The following is a 16,018-nucleotide window of genomic DNA, read 5'->3' on the forward strand; positions in this document are numbered from 1 at the left end:
GAGGCGCCGGTGATGCCGTGATCGACATGCACGTCCACACCTGGCGATGCCGTCACGGGCACGGCACGGCTGCGGAGTACGTGAAGGCCGCCGCTCGCCGCGGCATCAGCGTCCTCGGGTTCGCGGAGCACCTGCCTCTGCCCGAAGAGCTTCTTACGCGCGATCCGCAGGCGGTCTCGTACGCGATGCCCGGCGCCGAGCTTCCGGAGTATCTCGCTGAGGTCCGCGTTGCGGCGGAGTCGTCTGCTGCTTCGGGAGGCCCACGCGTCCTGCTCGGCCTCGAGGTCGACCTGCATCCAGGCAACGAAGAGCATGTGCGGCAGATGCTCTCAGGCATCGAGGTCGACTTCGTGCTCGGAAGCGTGCACTACATCGACGGATGGGCGTTCGACGACCCGGACCGGCAGGACGGCTACGAACGCTGGTCCACTGACGCGCTGTGGGAGCGGTACTTCGCGGACCTTATCGCAGCCGTGCGCTCTGGACTCGCCGATGTCATCGCGCACGCAGACCTCGTGAAGAAGTTCTGCCGCCTCCCCGCGCGCGATCCGTTTGAGCTGTACGCGGCGTTCGCGGAAGCGGCGGCTGATGCCGGGGCGGCCGTCGAGGTCAGCACGGCGGGTCTTCGCAAGCCGTGCGCTGAGATCTACCCGAGTGAGGCGCTCCTGCGGATGCTCCACGACCGCGGCGTGCCTGTGACCATCGGGTCGGACGCGCACGCACCGAGCGAGGTCGGGCACGCCTATGAGCAGGCCGTCGAGGCGCTTCGGCGCGTCGGGTACCGGTCGGCGGTCATCGTCGCTGGGCGACGCATGGAGGAGGTGTCCCTGTGACCGTCTGTGTCGGCGAACTCGCCGCGATGCTCGCTCGTCGCTTTCCGCTTTCGTGGGCCGAGCCGTGGGACCGCGTCGGCCTCAGGATCGGGGATCCGGACCAGCCGGTCGAGCGCGTGTACGTCGCGCTCGATGCCACGATCGCATCGATCCGTGAAGCAGCGCGGAGCGGATGCCAGGTCCTCGTCACGCACCACCCGCCGTTCCTCGCCGACGTTTCGGCCATCGTTGCGGACGATCCTGCCGGAGCCATCGTGGCGGAGGCGCTTCGGTTAGGAGTCGCCGTGATCAGCGAGCACACGAACCTCGACCGCTCCCCCGAAGGCCGCGTGGCGCTCGCTCGAGCGTGCGGGTTCACCGGCATGGAACCGCTCGAGCAGGGGACAGAAGAGCTCGACCTCGTGACGGTGTACGCCCCCGAAGGCTCGGAGGGTCGCATCATCGATGCGATGGCCGCGGCCGGAGCCGGACGGATCGGCATGTACGAGCGGTGCTCGTTCTCAGCGCCTGGCATCGGGACGTTCACGCCGCTTCCTGGCTCGTCGCCGGCCGTGGGCGGGCACGAGGCAACGGCCGCTGCCGAGGTGCGCGTGGAGATGGTCGCACCTCGTGGCGACGGTGGACGCGTGGCCTGCGCAGCGCGAGCAGTGCACCCGTACGAGGAGCCGCTCATCACGGTGACCCGCGTGACCAGGCCTCGCGCGCAGGCTTCTCTCGGGGCCGTTGGCGACATTCCGGCGACGACTCTTGACGGCCTGGCGGCCGTGGTCGCGAAGCGCCTCGGAGTGCCCGTGCGCATCTGGGGCGAGGCCGGCGACCCCGTTCGTCGGGTCGCGTTCGCGAACGGGTCCGGCGGGTCTCTCATCGGTGCCGCGTGCGCTGCGGGCGCAGACGTCCTGGTGCTCGGCGAGGTGCGGTATCATGACGCCCTGGCGGCGCTCGAATCCGGCCTTCGCATCCTGGAGGCCGGGCACGACGCGACCGAGTATCCGTTGGTCGGTGTGCTTGCGAGCGTCGTCGAGACCATCGTCGGCGCCCAGGCCGTGGTGCAGGAACCGAGGTCGATACGATGGCGGGTGACGGGATCGTGACTGATGCGGCACAGGCCACGCGGCTTCTCGAGCTCGGAGAGACGGACCTGGAGATAGCCCGGCTCACCAAGGAGCTGGACGAGCTGCCCGTCAAGACCGAGCTTCTGCGCCTGCGGCACAAGCTCAAGGAGCTCGACGCGCTGCGCGAGAAGGCGGACGCATTCGTTGCAGCCGCCGAGCGTGAGATCAAGCGCCTCGAAGACGAGATCGCGCAGATCGACGCGCACATCGCTGCGGCGAAGACGCAGGCCAGCAGCGCCGGCTCGAACCACAAGGAGATCCAGAACCTCCTTCGCGAAGCAGACGCTCTTGGCCGTCAGAAAGACAAGAAGGAGACCGAGCTCGTCGACGCGATGGAGCGGGCGGAGGCCGGGGAGACCAAGCGCTCAGAGATCGATGCGCTCATCACCAAGGCCCGCGAGAAGGAGGCCCGCCTCGTGGAGGAGTACCGGGCCGCAGGCGGCGAGCTCAAGCGGCGCATCGCGCAGGCCGAGGCCAGGCGGGCGTCGCTCGCCTCGTCGCTCGACGCCGCGCTTCTTGCACGGTACGAGGCGGTACGCGACGCCAAGCACGGCATCGGCGTCGGCCGCTTCGATGAGGGGCGCTGTTCGGTGTGCCGCATCGACCTTCCCGCTGACAAAGCGCAGGCCCTGCAGTCCGGCGGGCCGATCGGGGAGTGCCCGAACTGCCATCGGATCCTCGTCGTGGAGCGTGCTGAATGACGCGTCGGGGCACGCTGCACGCAGACGGCGCGGCGAGAGGCAACCCCGGTCCTGCCGCCATCGGCGTGGCGCTCTATGACGAGAACGAGCGAGAGGTCGTCGCGTTCGGCCGCTGCATCGGTGAGACGACCAACAACGTCGCGGAGTACCACGCCCTCATCGCCGGCTTGAAAGCCGCGGCAGATGACGGGTTCGACGAGCTTTCCGTGAAGCTCGACAGCGAGCTGCTCGTGCGGCAGATGACGGGCGTGTACAAGGTCAAGAGCCCTCACCTGAAACCGCTTCACGAGCAAGCGAGGGCGCTCGTAGCGCGGTTCGCAAACGTCCGGTTCCAGCACGTGCCGCGAGCGCTCAATCGCCGCGCAGACGAGCTGTGCAACAAAGCGCTTGACGACCACAGCGCTGCGGACGCCGCGTCGCGTGCCGGCGAGGACTCCCTGCGCCTGTTTTAGGAGGCCCCATGTACACGCTCACCGTGAAGTACCACTTCGACGCAGCGCACGCGCTCCGGTCGTACGAAGGCGAGTGCCGGAACCTCCACGGACACACCTGGGACGTGGAGGTCACCGTGGGCGGCGAGACGCTGGACGACCGGGACATCCTCTACGACTTCAAAGATCTCAAGACCGATCTTACCGAGGTGCTGGCCGAGTTCGACCACCGGTACCTGAACGAGGTTCCGCCGTTCGACCGCTTGAGCCCGACAGCGGAGAATCTCGCACGCATCATCTTCGAGAAGGTGACGGTCCGCGTGGAAGAGGCCACCGGCGGCAGGGTGCAGGTCCTGGAGGTGGCCGTCTGGGAGTCGCCCGTCGCGCGCGTCGTGTTTTCGCGGGCGTAGCCGCAACAAAGAGGCGTCCCGAGAAATCTCGCCTGAGCACCTGCGCCGCGGTTTCCCGTTTCTTGCCTTCGACGACCTGGGGATCCGGCTGCTCTCGCGGCCCTTCACTCCCAGACCCTCTCCGGCAGCAGCTGGTACGCCGCCTTGCTGGTCCTCGAGGTCCGACCTCTCGGGACGCTTCGTATGCTACGACGACGTTGCACGGCCGTCAACAGGGTCAGCAGCGGTTTTCCCGGGATTGCGCCGAGCGGTATGCATGTGGCGATATACGGCATCGTGACACCGACCGGCGGTGTGGGTCCGGCGGCCAGATGTTCCGCGCCTTCCGCCGGCCGCACAGCATGTGCTACCGTTGCGCGACAGGTGGTGCGAACGCCGACGCCGGAGGTCCTGCGGGTGCCGAGCCACACGATCGAGGAGTACCTCGAAGCCATCTACAAACTGTCCGAGAACGGACCCGTGCGCCCCGTCCGCATCGCCGAGGCGCTCGGCGTCTCGGGACCGACGGTGACCGCCACGCTTCAACGGCTCGGTCGCGACGGGTACGTGAACCGTCCTCGCGGCCGCGTGGAGCTCACCGACGCAGGAAGGCGGGCGGCTCTCGACGTGATCCGGCGGCACCGCCTTGCCGAGCGGTTCTTGGCCGACGTCCTCGGGCTGCCGTGGGAGGACGTGCACGAGGAGGCGTGCCGGCTCGAGCACGCGCTGTCGCCGAAGGTGCTTGCTGCGCTGGAGTTGTTCTTGGACAACCCGGCGACCTGCCCCCACGGCCACCCGATCCCGGACGCTCGCGGCACGGTCCGGCAGTCGTCAGGCATCTCGCTTGCCGAGGTGAGGCCGGGCACGGAAGCGGTCGTCGTGAGGGTGGACGAGGACGAAGCGGGGCTGCTGGACCACCTCGCGTCCCTCGGGCTGTACCCCGGAACGCAGGTGCTCGTCCGCGACGTGTCGGCGTTCGACGGTGCGCTCCTCGTCGAGTCCGGCTCCGCGCGCTTCGCCCTGAGCGCAGAAGCGGCGGCACGCATCGTGGTGCGGCTCGCGTCGGCCGAATAGATCGGCTCGGCGGCCCGACGCTATCTGTCAGACCTCCCTTGTATATCGAACATGTGTTCGATATACTGGCCGTGCCGGGCGCAGACCCCTCAAGGCTCCTTCTGCGTCCGGCGCATCATCCGCAGGGAGGCGTCCGTGGGACGGTATCGCGCGATCAAGCAGTACCGGCCAGCCGACCGAGCCGGGCAGCCGCTCGACCTTTTCAGCGGTCAGGCGACGAGAACGCCGGTCATCCTCGAGCTTCTGAAAAGCCCGTGGGTCGTCCGTGGGTCGCAGCTCAAAGGCGGCCCGCTCGGGTCCGGCAAGCGCCGCGAAGAGCTCGTCGAGGTCGACTGGGACGGGTCGAAGCGTGCCCCGGCAGCATTCGTGTGGAACGGCACGCGCTACCGCGTGGACGCGCTCGTGCAGACCTGGAGCGTCGAGCGCGCGTGGTGGGACCCCCGGGCCCGGATGAGCCGCCGCTGCTTCCGGGTCTTGGCGCGCGGCGGCCTGTACGATCTCGCGTTCGACCGCCGCGAGGGCCGTTGGCTGCTCGTGGGGGTCGTCGACTGAGCGAACGAACGATGGCCAGCTTCGTCCACCTCCACGTCCACTCGAACTTCAGTTTCATGGACGGTGCAGCCGACCTGGGCGCGCTCGTCGCGCGTGCCGCCGCCTACGGCATGCCGGCGATCGCGCTCACCGACCACCAAGGGCTTTCCGGCGCCGTCAGGTTCTATCGGGCAGCGCAGAAGGCGGGGATCCGTCCCCTCATCGGCGCCGAGGTCGTCGTCGAGCCGGCAGGGTGCATCGGCGATGAGGGGGACGCACCGCCGGACCTTCGGCTCCCGCTCCCTCCGCCTGCTGGATTCGGCAGGGCCGCAGGGCACGGCTTCCACCTGACGCTCCTCGCGAAAGACCGCATCGGGTACGCGAATCTGTGCGCGCTGCTTACCCGTATGCACCTCGGCAAGACCCAACGGCCGTCGGTCGCCGGGCTCGAAGACCTGGCCCGCTGCTCGCGGGGGCTCATCGGGCTTTCGGGGTGCCCGTACGGGGAAGCAGGCGCCGCGGTGCTCGCAGGGCGACCAGGCAGGGCGGAGCGTGCGCTCACCGCGCTCGCGCAGTGCTTCGCACCGGGAGACTTCTACGTGGAGCTCATGAACCTGCTCGTTCCGGAAAGCCCGCGATACGTCGCGACGCTCGTCGCCCTTGCGGATCGCCTCGGGCTTCCTGTCGTCGCGACCAACGACGTCCACTACGTCGAGAAGCGAGACTTCCGGCTGCACGACGTGCTTGCCGCGGCCGGCGCCCGCACGAGGCTGCCCGGCCCCTACGATCGCCAGAACGCCGAGCTGTGGCTGAAGCCGGCGTCTGAGATGCGCCGCTTGTTCGCAGGCGTCCCGTCGGCATGCGACGCCACCCTTGAGATCGCCGAGCGGTGCGACCTCGACCTGGGTCTTGGGACGCTCCACTTCCCGAGCGTCGAGGTGCCTCGCGGGGAGACGCCGTATTCGGTGCTCGCGAAAGAAGCGTGGGCGGGGCTTGAGAGGCGCTACCGGCCGATCACCCCCGAGGCGGTCGCTCGGCTCGAACGAGAGCTTGCGGCCATCCAAGAGCTTGGATTCGCCGAGTACTTCTTGGTGGTGAAAGACATCGTCGACTTCGCGCGCTCGCGGAACATCCGCGCCACCGGACGGGGGAGCGCGGGCGACAGCATCGTTACCTATGCGCTCGGCATCACCGACGCAGACCCGATACGGCACGACCTGTTGTTCGAGCGGTTCTTGAACCCCGCGCGCAGGCAGATGCCCGACATCGACATCGACTTCGACTCGCGCAGACGAGATGAGGTGGTGGCGTACATCTACCGCCGGTTCGGGGACGATCACGTCGCGATGGTCGCCACGATCCAGACGATGGGGGCCCGTGGCGCGGTGCGCACGGCGGCCCGCGCGCTCGGGCTGCCGCCGCGCGAGGTGGACGCGCTTTCCCGCAACCTCCCGTGGGCGAGCGCACGCCGCCTGCGCGAGGTGCTCGCCACGTACCCGGAGTGCAGGAACCACCCGCTCCACGACGAGGAGCGTTACGGTCTTGTCGTCGAGATCGCAGAGGAGCTCGCGGGCTTCCCGATGCACCTGGGAACCCATCTCGGTGGATTCATCATCACGAAAGAGCCGGTCTGGACGTGGGCGCCGTTGCAGGTCGCAGGCAAAGGCGTCGCAGTCGCGCAGTACGACAAAGACGACGTCGAGGCGCTCGGTCTCGTGAAGATGGACATCTTGGGGCTCCGCATGCACTCCGCCATCAGCGATGCGGTTGCGCTCGCACGGGCGCGTCTCGGCGAAGATGCCGTCTCTGAGCCGTTCGATCTGCCGCCGGACGACCCTGAGGTCTTCGCGATGATCGCCCGCGCAGACACGGTCGGCGTCTTCCAGCTGGAATCGAGCGGGCAGCGGAACCTCGCCACGCGGCTCAAGCCGCGTACCTTCGGGGACATCATCGCGGCGATCTCGCTGTTCCGCCCCGGTCCGCTCGAGGCCGAGATGATCACGCCGTTCATCCGACGGCGCCACGGCATCGAGCCCGTCTCGGTGCCGCACCCCGCGATGGAAGAGGTGCTCCGGGACAGCTACGGCGTCATCCTGTACCAAGAGCAGGTGCTTCGCGTCGCGCACGCGATCGCCGGGTTCTCGCTTTCCGAGGCGGACCTGCTCAGACGCGCCATGACCAAGGACCGGTCCCGGGCGGAGATGGAGGCGATCCGCGAGCGGTTCGTCGAGCATGCGGTTACGCGCGGGATCGAGCGCAGCGTCGCCGAGGAGGTGTTCCGGCAGATCGAGGGGTTCGCTGCGTACGGGTTCTGCAAGGCGCACGCGGCGTGTTTCGCAGTGGTCTCGTACGCGAGCGCATGGCTCAAGCGGTACTTCCCGGCCGAGTTCGCGTGCGCGATCCTCAACAACGAGCCGATGGGCTACTACACGCCGCGCGCGGTCCTCAACGACGTCCGGAGACACGGCGTCGAGGTCATGCCGCTGCACGTGAACAGCTCGGAGGCTGCGCACTCCGTGGAGGCAGACGGCCAGGCGATCCGGATCGGCCTCAAAGACGTCTGCGGCATCACGCAGCGGACGCTTTCCGCTATCGTGCAAGAGAGGAAGCGCCGGCCGTTCCGCGACCTTGCGGACTTCCTCAGGCGGACGAGGGCCGACATCTTCGAGGCGGAGCAGCTCGTCCGCGTCGGCGCTCTCGACGGCCTCGGCCTCACCGACGCAAGGCGTCCTCCGACCCGCGACGAGATGCTCGCTATGCTGCCTGAGCTGAAAGCGGTGATCGCGCGCGAGGGGGTCGCTGGCGACGACGTGCTCCTCATCGCTCCAGGCCGGGCGCGGCCATCGGAGTGCCCGGAGCACCCATCGGGCTGGTCGGTCGCACGCCGCGTCTCTGCCGAGCTCGAGATCCTCGGGCTCTCGGTGAGCTGCCATCCGCTCGACCTCGCGCGCGAGGACCTCGACCGACGAGGCGTGGTGCGGGCCGCCGACCTGCCGGGGTCGGAAGATCGCGCTTCCGTTCGCGTCGTCGGCGTCCGCGAGCGGGCGCAGACCCCGCCGACGCGCTCAGGCAAGCGTACGTGCTTCCTCACTCTGGAGGACGCGACCGGGCTGCTGGACGTGGTCGTGTTCGAGGACGTGCTGCAGCGCTTCGGCGACGTCATCGTATCGAACCGAGCGTACCTCGTCGAAGGCACGCTCCAGAACAACCCTGAGCGAGGGCTTGCTATCGTGGCCGAACGCATCGAGCCGTACGTCGTACGCGCGCGCGATGGCGCGCCGGTGCGCCTCAGACGCGCAGTCCCCTCAGGGCCGCTCGGGCCCCAGCGCGGCCTTGCAGGCGTGCCGGAAGACGAGGGCGACACTGCGTGTGCGACGTGCGCTGAGGATCCTTAAGACCCTCCCGTGCCGCCCTTCAGGCCGCGCCGCACGGCTCCGGGGCCGAATCGCTTGCGTATCTCGTCCAGATTCCTCGCAAGGGCGCTCGCTCGATCGCGGTCCGAAGAGGAGCGCTCCGCGTCGATAAGCGCCATCTGCTGGACGGGCTCGCTCAGCCCCGACACCCCGAATCCGAGGAGGCGGACGCGCGCGCCAGGCCTCGACAGCGACGCAAGCAGCTCGCGCGCTGCCGGCAGCATCTCTTGTTCGAGGTCGGTGGGCTGCTCCAGCGTCATCTGCGCGCTGCGGGTCGCCATGTCCGGGTACCGCACCTTGACGGTCAGCGTGCGTCCAGCAAGCCCGCGCGCTCTCAGCCGCGACGCGACCTTCGCCACGAGAGGCTCCAAGCGCTGCGCGGCCTCTGCGAACGGCAGGTCGGCAGGGAAGGTCGCCTCGTTCGAGATGCTCTTGACGGGACGCTCGGTCACGACGGCGCGGGGGTCGATGCCTCGTGCACGGAGGACCGCCACCTGCCCGAAGGATCCGAGCGCGGCTGCAGCGCTCGCCTCATCAAGCGCCGCAAGACCGCCCAACGTGAAGATGCCAAGCCTCCCCAGGCGCTTCTGCGCAGCCGGACCGATGCCCGACATGGCCCCGACGGGCAAAGGAGCGAGGAAGGCGGCCTCCTCGCCGGGGCGAACGACGACGAGCCCGCCCGGTTTACGCTGGTCAGACGCGATCTTCGCGACCGTCTTGGACGTCGCGACGCCGATCGAGCACGAAAGCCCCATGCCGCGCACCGCGTCAGCGATGGCCCGCGCGTGCGCCACAGGGTCGTCGCCGGTCTCGCCAGGCGTCACATCGAGGTACGCTTCGTCGATGGAGGCGACCTCGACGAGTGGCGTCACCGACCGCAGCACGCGCCGCACGTCCTCGGCCACCTCGCGATACCGCTCGAATCGCGGACGCACCCACACCGCGTCGGGGCAGAGGCGTGCGGCCGTTGCCGAAGCCATGGCCGAGCGCACGCCGAACGCCCGCGCTTCGTACGACGCCGTCGCCACGACGCCGCGCGACGAAGGGTCCCCGCCGACGATGACGGGGCGTCCGCGCAAGCGCGGGTCGTCGAGCTGCTCGACGGAAGCGAAGAACGCGTCCATGTCGATGTGCAGGATCGCGCGTCCACGCCACGCTGTGCGTTCCACGGCCATGGAAGAAGTGTAATCCTACGCAGTGTCGCCCAGTCAGAGATGGGAGCCGCATGCGCATCGGAGCGCACATCCGTACCGGACGCGGGCTTGCTGAGGCCGTGGCGTACGCGGCGTCGGTGGGGTGCGAGACGATGCAGGTGTTCTCGAAGTCCCCGCTCCAATGGCGCTCGCCGAAGCACGACGAGGGAGAGGTGGGCTCGTTCCGATACGCGCTTGCTCGGCACGACCTGGCCCTCGCGGCGACGCACGCAGCCTACCTCATCAACGTCGCGAGCAAAGACGACGCGCTGTGGGAGCGTTCGATCGCCGCGCTCGCCGACGAGATCCTGCGAGCTCAAGCCCTCGGAGCACCGGCCGTCGTCACGCATCTCGGGAGTTCACCCGACGCGCGTCCGCACGCCTGCGCACGGGCCGCCGAAGCGCTGGCGCGAGCACTCGCGCAGACCGAAGGATGCGCAGCCGGCGTCTACCTCGAGAACTCCGCAGGCTCCGGGTCGACGCTCGGCGCGACGGCAGAAGAGATCCTCGCCGTCCTTTTCGCGATCCCCACCGAACACCGGAGCAGGGCCGCGATCTGCATCGACACGTGCCACGCTCACGTCGCGGGATACGACCTTTCCACCGAAGCCGGATGGAAGCGCCTTCTCGACCCGATCGAGCGCGAGGGCGCCCGCGTGGCCCTCGTGCACGCGAACGACGCGACCTACGCGTGCGGCTCGCGTCGCGACCGGCACGCGTGGATCGGCGAGGGCACGATCGGGCAGAGAGGGTTCGCCCTCATGTTCGAGCAGGACGTCGTGCGAGCAGCCGATGTGGTCACCGAGATGCCCGGAGAGACGCCTTCCAAGGACGTCATCAACGTCGCGCGCTTGAAGGAGCTTCGCGACCGGTGACGCTCGCTTGCTCGTCCGCTGGCACCACAAGCGCCAGCACCGCAGCCGCCAGCTCGTCGGGCCCAGCGTGAAGCGGGACCTCGTCAGGGCGCACGTGCCGCCGGTAGGTATCGACGATGAACAGCTCGCGAAGCTGCCGGCCGGAAAGGTCGTGCACGTCCTCGGCCATCCGCTGCGGAGCATACGCCCGGCGCGCAGCGGCGATCAGCCGCCGCTCGAAGCGGGCCAGGCCTTCTCCGTCCAGGCCGCCGCGCACGATGGCAGCGACGCGACCGTGGCGCACGAGGATCGCCGTCGCCTCACCGCCTGCCTTCTCGACGATCGCGAAGCCTCTGGCAGAGGTCGCGGCCTTCACGATCTCGAGCCCGGATACGCATCGGTCGAGCGCTTTCAAGGTGTCTCGATACACGATGGCGTCCTCGTAGCGCAAATCCATCGCGGCGCGCTCGCGCAACGCCTGAAGCGTCGCTTTGAACCGGGCGTGGCCCCCCTCGAAGACGGCGAGAGCCGCGGTCAGTCGCGCGCCGTACTCCTCGCGGCTGACCGCTCCGATGCACGGCCGGGGGCAGGACGACGACACCCGATGCGCGCATTCGGCAGGGGAGCCGCTCAATCGCCGTCCGCACATGCGAAGGCCGAAGTGCTCGCGGACCGCCGTGACGACCCGGCGTGCCGCCCACACGTTCGTGAACGGTCCGATGGCCATCCCGGTCCTTGGCCGTCGGGTCATGACGGTGAGCGTCGGGAACGCCTGCTTGGTGTCGACGCGGATGTAGGCCGCTCTGCGCCCGCGCTCGTTGTCGTCGTTGAAAGGCGGTGCGTAGCGCGCTTTGAGGCGGCTCTCCAAGAGCTGCGCGTGCAGCCCGGAGGTGCAGGCGAAGGCCCGGACCTCTGCGGTACGCGCGACAGCGCTTGCCGCTGGATCGTCCGGCGACCGGTAGAAGAAGCTCCTGACCCGCGAGCGTATCCGTCTCGCTCGGGCGAGGTAGAGCACGCCTCCGTGCTCGTCGCGCAAGGCGAACACGCCTGGCGCGTCGGGAAGGTCGGTCGTCAGTGCGAGCTTGCAGGCGAAGTCGCCCCGAGCGGGAAGGCCGCACATACGAGCCACGTCGGCTGCGCTGGAGATGCCCATCGCAAGCAGCTCGTCGAGCATCGCTGCGAAGACTTCGGCGGTCGCGAGCGCGTCAGCGAGCGCGCGGTGCGTCGGCGCGGCGGACGTGCCGTAGCGCACCGAGACGTCACGGAGGTTGTGCCGTCGCTCCGCGGGATGCAGACGTCGCGAGAGCGAGAGCGTGTCCAGGACGGGACGCGGTATCGGACTGCAGCCGGCGCGCTCGGACTCGTAATCGAGGAAACCCATGTCGAAGCGATGGTTGTGCGCGACGAGAACGGCGCCTTCCGAGAACGCCCGGAACGCCAGGATCGCGTCTGTCACCGACGGGGCGTCTGCCACCATCTCATCGGTGATGCCGGTGAGCTCGACGATGGCGGGAGGGACAGGCGTGCTCGGACGCACGAGGGTCGCGAAGTACCCGACGATGGCGCCGTTGCTCACGCGAACGGCTCCGATCTCGATGATGGAATCGTGCCCCGGGACAGGCCCGGTGGTTTCGATGTCGACGGCGACGAAGTCCCCGTCTTTGAGTCTCGTGTCGCCTAGCATGTGGCCTGCCGTGTCGTCGTGAGGCCATCCTATCACAGCGCGCCGGCGTGTGTTGCCCGTCACAGTCCTCGGGCGTAGCATTGGTGTACGCTCTACGAGAATCACCACGGCGAGTGAGGAGCGCGTCATGAGATTCCTCGTGATCGGTATCGACCCAGCGACTGGCGCAGCGGTCTCGGTGCTCGAGACGGTGCTTCCCACCAGGCAGGAGGCGCTCTCGGCCGTCAAGCAGCTGGCGTCCTCAGAAGACACGTGGGTCGAAGGCTACGACCTGTACCTCGTCGATCTGGATGCTGCGACGCCGGTGCTCGTGGTGCGCGCACAAGCGCCGACCGAGGCACCGCCTGAGGTCTCGGTCCCGCCTCTGGTCGAGGCCCTCGAGGAGGCGACCGGGGCAGAAGAGCCGACCGTCGAGGACGCCTTCGCCGTGGAGGCAGAACCCGCCGTCGAGAGCGGAGCGCCTGCGCTCGATGATCTGGCCGCCTCGTTGGCGTCCTACGACGCCGTTTCGTACAGCGAGCCGGAAGCTCCCGCCGAGGCCGTCGGCGACGTCGACGACCAGGCCCTGCTGGACGCGTTGCGACGCGCTGCGGACAGCCTCGCCCAGCAAGGTATCGACGTGCCGGCGCCGCCGATCGAGGAAGCGGCTGTCACGCGTTCCGATGCCACGCCTGCTCCGGGACCTGCACCAGCCGTGAGCGAAGCGCCCGTAGACCTCCCCGTTGCCGAACCGCTCGGCGTCGTCGAGCATTCCGCGGAGCCGGCCGGGTTCTCGATCGAGACGGCCGGGCCCTCGCTGGAGGCAGCTCCCGCCGCGGCTGAGGAAGCCCCGGACCTCGAGCCTGTGCGTCCGGTCATCATGGGCGAGTACCCCGAAGACGTACCGGCCGCAGCACCGCCCTCGGCTCCCGAAGAGGTGCCAGAACCTGAGGCCAAGCCGTACGAGCCCTCCGGGGAACTGGAGATCGGGGCGTACACCTGCAAGGACTGCGTGTACTACAACACGTGCCCGAAGGCAGGGGAGAGCACTCCCGCCGAGTGCGGCACGTTCCAGTGGCGCTCCTTCTGAGCCACAAAATATCGGTGGCGCGCGCGGCCCGGCTACAGTATATTGTAGCCGGGCCGTTCTTCTGACGGGAGAAGCGCACCGTGACGCGCAGACGCTTTCCGTTCTCGGCTATCGTCGGACAAGACGCGCTGAAGTCGGCGCTGCTCATCAACGCCGTCGATCCTCGCGTGGGCGGAGTGCTCGTCCGCGGCCACAAGGGGACCGCGAAGTCCACGGCGGTGCGAGCGCTCGCATCGATCCTGCCGCCCATCGAGGTCGTCGAGGGCTGCCGCTACGGCTGCGACCCCAACGATCTCGCGTCGCTGTGCAGCGAGTGCATCGCCCGTGCCAAGGAGGGGCCTCTTTCCCGGTCGAGGCGCCCGGTGCGCGTCGTGGACCTCCCCGTCTCCGCGACAGAAGACCGCCTCGTCGGCACTCTGGACATCGAGCACGCGCTCAAGCACGGCGAGCGCGCGTTCGAGCCGGGCCTGCTCGCCGACGCCAACCGTGGCATCCTGTACGTCGATGAAGTCAACCTCCTCGACGATCACCTGGTGGACGCGCTTCTCGACGTCGCGGCAAGCGGGGTCAACGTCGTCGAACGCGAAGGGGTCCGGCACGAGCACCCCGCCCGGTTCATCCTCGTCGGGACCATGAACCCGGAGGAAGGGGAGCTTCGTCCGCAGCTTCTCGACCGGTTCGGGCTGTGCGTGGACGTCGAGACCATCGCAGACCCTGCCTTGCGCGTCGAGGTCATGCGCCGCCGCCGGGCGTTCGAGGACGACCCCCGGGCATTCGAGCGCGAGTGGGCGCCCGCAGATGACGCCGTCCGCCGCTCGATCATCGAGGCACGGCACCACCTCGACGACGTCGCCGTGGACGATGACTTGCTGTTCCTTATCGCTTCGATCTGCGCGTCGTTGGGCGTCGAAGGTCACCGCGCGGATTTGGTGATGGCCCGTGCCGCCACGGCGTTCGCGCTCCTCAACGGGGAGCGCGAGGTGCGCCCCGCGCACATCAAGGCCGTCGCGCCCATGGTGCTCGCGCACCGCATGCGCAAGACGCCGTTCGACGAGCAGCAGCCCGCGAGCGAACGCCTGCGCAACGCGCTTGCGCACGCAGGAGGCTCCGAACAGGACGACGATGGAGCCCAGACGACGTCCGCCGCAGACCCCCGGTCATCGTCTGACGCCGAGCGTGAGGCGGCCGTGCGTGTCCGTGTGAGCGAGGGCGGTGCCGCCGATGGAACGGCTCCGGCAGTGCGCCTGGACGAGGACCTCGACCGCATCCGGCGCTCCGTCACCGGGCGCACGCAGCAGAGCACGTCACGTGACGGGACGGGACGGTACACGAGATCAGAGCCCGTCCGACCCGGAGCGCGCATCGACGTGGCGTTCGACGCGACGATCCGCGCCGCCGCTCCGCACCAGTCGGGCCGCGAAGGCGATCTCGCGATCACGCTCGAGCCGTCCGACCTCCGCAACAAGGTGCGCACCAAGCGCGTCGGCGCCTCGATCGTCTTCTGTGTGGACGCGAGCGGGTCGATGGGTGCTTCCAACCGCATGGAGGCAGCCAAAGCGGCCGTCCTCGAGCTGCTCGTGGGCGCGTACCAGCGAAGGGACCGCGTTGGGCTCGTCGCGTTTCGAGGCGAAGGCGCAGAGGTGCTGCTCGCTCCCACGGCGAGCGTGGAGCTTGCGCAGCTCAAGCTCCGTTCGCTTCCCGTCGGCGGTGCGACCCCGCTTGCGCACGGTCTCATCCGCTCGCTCGAGATCCTGGAGTCCGAACGCAAGCGCAATCACGAGATCGTGCCCTGGCTGGTGCTCGTCACCGATGGCCGCGCGAACGTCGGAGTCAACGGCGGTCTCGGCTCGGAAGATGCGCGCGTCGCAGCGCAGCAGGTGCGCGAACGCTCCATCAACGCGATCGTCATCGATACCACGGCGGTTCCTGGCGGCGGTTCGGCCGCGCGGGAGATCGCGCGCGTCGCCGGGGCGGACTACGTGCGGCTGACCACCGTCGACAGCCAGGCGCTTTTGGGCGTCGTCAAGGAGCGCATCGGGACCGCCGGCTGAGGCGCAGTGCTGAAGCGAGGAGCGGGCCTGTAAGCCGGATTCTGTCGAGGACGGCCATCTATCTGGGACCGCCGTTACCGACGGCCTCGAGCGGGCATACCCGAGCGACGGCCGGGCCAGCCTTGACCGCTCCTATTCGCCCTTGCTCCGGGTGGGGTTTGCCAAGCCGCCACGTCACCGTGGCGCTGGTGCGCTCTTACCGCACCGTTTCAGCTTTTCTCCCGCGCATGCGGGGGAGTTTTCTTTTCTGTGGCACTTTCCGTCGGGTCGCCCCGCCAGGCTGTTGGCCTGCACCCTGCCCTGTGGAGTCCGGACTTTCCTCACGCGCATCGTGTGCGCGCGCGGCCGTCCAGCCCGCTCCTCACGGCATAGTGTACCACCGACGCGCCACAGACAACGAACGACCGCCTCGCGGCGGTCGGTTGGTGATGGTAGCCCGTACGGGATTCGAACCCGTGATCTCCGCCTTGAGAGGGCGGTGTCCTAGTCCACTAGACGAACGGGCCGTATGCGGTTTCGTCGTCTGGCTGGGGCGGGAGGAGTCGAACCCCCACATACGGAACCAGAATCCGCTGTCCTGCCATTAGACGACGCCCCAGTAGCGACATCCTGCGGCCGCCCTGCCGGGCGCGAGAAGGTATGCTACCCAGCGCCTTCGGTGGTGTCAAGCGCAGATCGCCACT

General features: G+C 68.8%; 13 protein-coding genes, 2 tRNA genes and 1 other RNA gene. 11 read left to right on the top strand and 5 right to left on the bottom strand.

Annotated elements, in window-relative coordinates:
• Positions 1-26: 26 nt before the first annotated feature.
• The 8 genes from MX659_RS05655 (at position 27) to MX659_RS05690 (ending at position 8,466) form a co-directional block, all read left to right on the top strand.
• Positions 27-833 (top strand): histidinol-phosphatase HisJ family protein, encoded by an 807-nt coding sequence (locus MX659_RS05655; RefSeq protein WP_267192525.1) that lies wholly within the window; start codon positions 27-29, stop codon positions 831-833.
• Positions 830-1,924 carry a Nif3-like dinuclear metal center hexameric protein gene (locus MX659_RS05660; protein WP_267192462.1) on the top strand — a complete coding sequence of 365 codons (1,095 nt, stop codon included), beginning with the start codon at positions 830-832 and terminating at the stop codon, positions 1,922-1,924. The genes MX659_RS05655 and MX659_RS05660 overlap by 4 nt, the downstream gene beginning before the upstream one ends.
• Positions 1,903-2,646 (top strand): zinc ribbon domain-containing protein, encoded by a 744-nt coding sequence (locus MX659_RS05665; RefSeq protein WP_267192463.1) that lies wholly within the window; start codon positions 1,903-1,905, stop codon positions 2,644-2,646. Before MX659_RS05660 ends, MX659_RS05665 begins: the two co-directional genes overlap by 22 nt.
• Positions 2,643-3,098 carry a ribonuclease HI family protein gene (locus MX659_RS05670; protein WP_267192464.1) on the top strand — a complete coding sequence of 152 codons (456 nt, stop codon included), beginning with the start codon at positions 2,643-2,645 and terminating at the stop codon, positions 3,096-3,098. The genes MX659_RS05665 and MX659_RS05670 overlap by 4 nt, the downstream gene beginning before the upstream one ends.
• A gap of 8 nt (positions 3,099-3,106) precedes the next feature.
• The gene (gene queD / locus MX659_RS05675) at positions 3,107-3,487 is read left to right on the top strand and encodes a 6-carboxytetrahydropterin synthase QueD (RefSeq protein ID WP_267192465.1); all 381 of its coding nucleotides are present in this window, start codon (positions 3,107-3,109) and stop codon (positions 3,485-3,487) included.
• A 396-nt stretch (positions 3,488-3,883) separates the two neighbouring features.
• Complete coding sequence (locus tag MX659_RS05680) at positions 3,884-4,540, top strand: metal-dependent transcriptional regulator (RefSeq protein WP_267192466.1); 657 nt, start codon at positions 3,884-3,886, stop codon at positions 4,538-4,540.
• 135 nt (positions 4,541-4,675) lie between these two features.
• Positions 4,676-5,092, top strand: coding sequence for a DUF6504 family protein (locus MX659_RS05685; protein WP_267192467.1), 417 nt, complete (start codon positions 4,676-4,678; stop codon positions 5,090-5,092).
• Positions 5,093-5,103: 11 nt separating this feature from the next.
• Positions 5,104-8,466 carry a DNA polymerase III subunit alpha gene (locus tag MX659_RS05690; RefSeq protein ID WP_267192468.1) on the top strand — a complete coding sequence of 1,121 codons (3,363 nt, stop codon included), beginning with the start codon at positions 5,104-5,106 and terminating at the stop codon, positions 8,464-8,466.
• Here the strand turns inward: MX659_RS05690 and dinB are convergent.
• Entirely contained in the window at positions 8,463-9,659 is a 1,197-nt protein-coding gene (gene dinB, locus MX659_RS05695) for a DNA polymerase IV (RefSeq protein ID WP_267192469.1), read from the bottom strand. The genes MX659_RS05690 and dinB overlap by 4 nt on opposite strands.
• Positions 9,660-9,709: 50 nt before the next feature.
• Here dinB and MX659_RS05700 point away from each other — a divergent pair, with 50 nt between their 5' ends.
• Positions 9,710-10,552, top strand: coding sequence for a deoxyribonuclease IV (locus MX659_RS05700; protein ID WP_267192470.1), 843 nt, complete (start codon positions 9,710-9,712; stop codon positions 10,550-10,552).
• On the opposite strand, the gene MX659_RS05705 is transcribed toward MX659_RS05700, so the two are convergent.
• Complete coding sequence (locus MX659_RS05705) at positions 10,515-12,215, bottom strand: exonuclease domain-containing protein (protein WP_267192471.1); 1,701 nt, start codon at positions 12,213-12,215, stop codon at positions 10,515-10,517. The two genes, MX659_RS05700 and MX659_RS05705, sit on opposite strands and share 38 nt — an antisense overlap.
• Positions 12,216-12,342: 127 nt before the next feature.
• Here MX659_RS05705 and MX659_RS05710 point away from each other — a divergent pair, with 127 nt between their 5' ends.
• The gene (locus MX659_RS05710; protein ID WP_267192472.1) at positions 12,343-13,284 is read left to right on the top strand and encodes a hypothetical protein; all 942 of its coding nucleotides are present in this window, start codon (positions 12,343-12,345) and stop codon (positions 13,282-13,284) included.
• A gap of 80 nt (positions 13,285-13,364) precedes the next feature.
• Entirely contained in the window at positions 13,365-15,335 is a 1,971-nt protein-coding gene (locus MX659_RS05715; protein WP_267192473.1) for a magnesium chelatase subunit D family protein, read from the top strand.
• A gap of 14 nt (positions 15,336-15,349) precedes the next feature.
• On the opposite strand, the gene rnpB is transcribed toward MX659_RS05715, so the two are convergent.
• The 3 genes from rnpB to MX659_RS05730 all read right to left on the bottom strand — a co-directional run bounded on the left by rnpB (position 15,350) and on the right by MX659_RS05730 (position 15,933).
• Positions 15,350-15,696, bottom strand: an RNA gene (rnpB, locus tag MX659_RS05720) — RNase P RNA component class A.
• Positions 15,697-15,764: 68 nt separating this feature from the next.
• Positions 15,765-15,841, bottom strand: a tRNA-Glu gene (locus MX659_RS05725).
• Between the two features lie 18 nt (positions 15,842-15,859).
• A tRNA-Gln gene (locus MX659_RS05730) sits at positions 15,860-15,933 on the bottom strand.
• Positions 15,934-16,018: the final 85 nt, after the last annotated feature.

The organism is Parvivirga hydrogeniphila, from assembly GCF_023371205.1.
In the GTDB taxonomy this organism is placed as follows: domain Bacteria; phylum Actinomycetota; class Coriobacteriia; order Anaerosomatales; family Anaerosomataceae; genus Parvivirga; species Parvivirga hydrogeniphila.

Excerpts from the sequence above, each read along its gene's own strand:
- MX659_RS05710 (WP_267192472.1), top strand. The coding sequence starts at position 12,343 with ATGAGATTCCTCGTGATCGGTATCGACCCAGCGACTGGCGCAGCGGTC.
- MX659_RS05705 (WP_267192471.1), bottom strand. The coding sequence starts at position 12,215 with ATGCTAGGCGACACGAGACTCAAAGACGGGGACTTCGTCGCCGTCGAC.
- MX659_RS05700 (WP_267192470.1), top strand. The coding sequence starts at position 9,710 with ATGCGCATCGGAGCGCACATCCGTACCGGACGCGGGCTTGCTGAGGCC.
- MX659_RS05665 (WP_267192463.1), top strand. The coding sequence starts at position 1,903 with ATGGCGGGTGACGGGATCGTGACTGATGCGGCACAGGCCACGCGGCTT.
- MX659_RS05655 (WP_267192525.1), top strand. The coding sequence starts at position 27 with ATGCACGTCCACACCTGGCGATGCCGTCACGGGCACGGCACGGCTGCG.
- dinB (WP_267192469.1), bottom strand. The coding sequence starts at position 9,659 with ATGGCCGTGGAACGCACAGCGTGGCGTGGACGCGCGATCCTGCACATC.
- MX659_RS05690 (WP_267192468.1), top strand. The coding sequence starts at position 5,104 with ATGGCCAGCTTCGTCCACCTCCACGTCCACTCGAACTTCAGTTTCATG.
- MX659_RS05670 (WP_267192464.1), top strand. The coding sequence starts at position 2,643 with ATGACGCGTCGGGGCACGCTGCACGCAGACGGCGCGGCGAGAGGCAAC.
- queD (WP_267192465.1), top strand. The coding sequence starts at position 3,107 with ATGTACACGCTCACCGTGAAGTACCACTTCGACGCAGCGCACGCGCTC.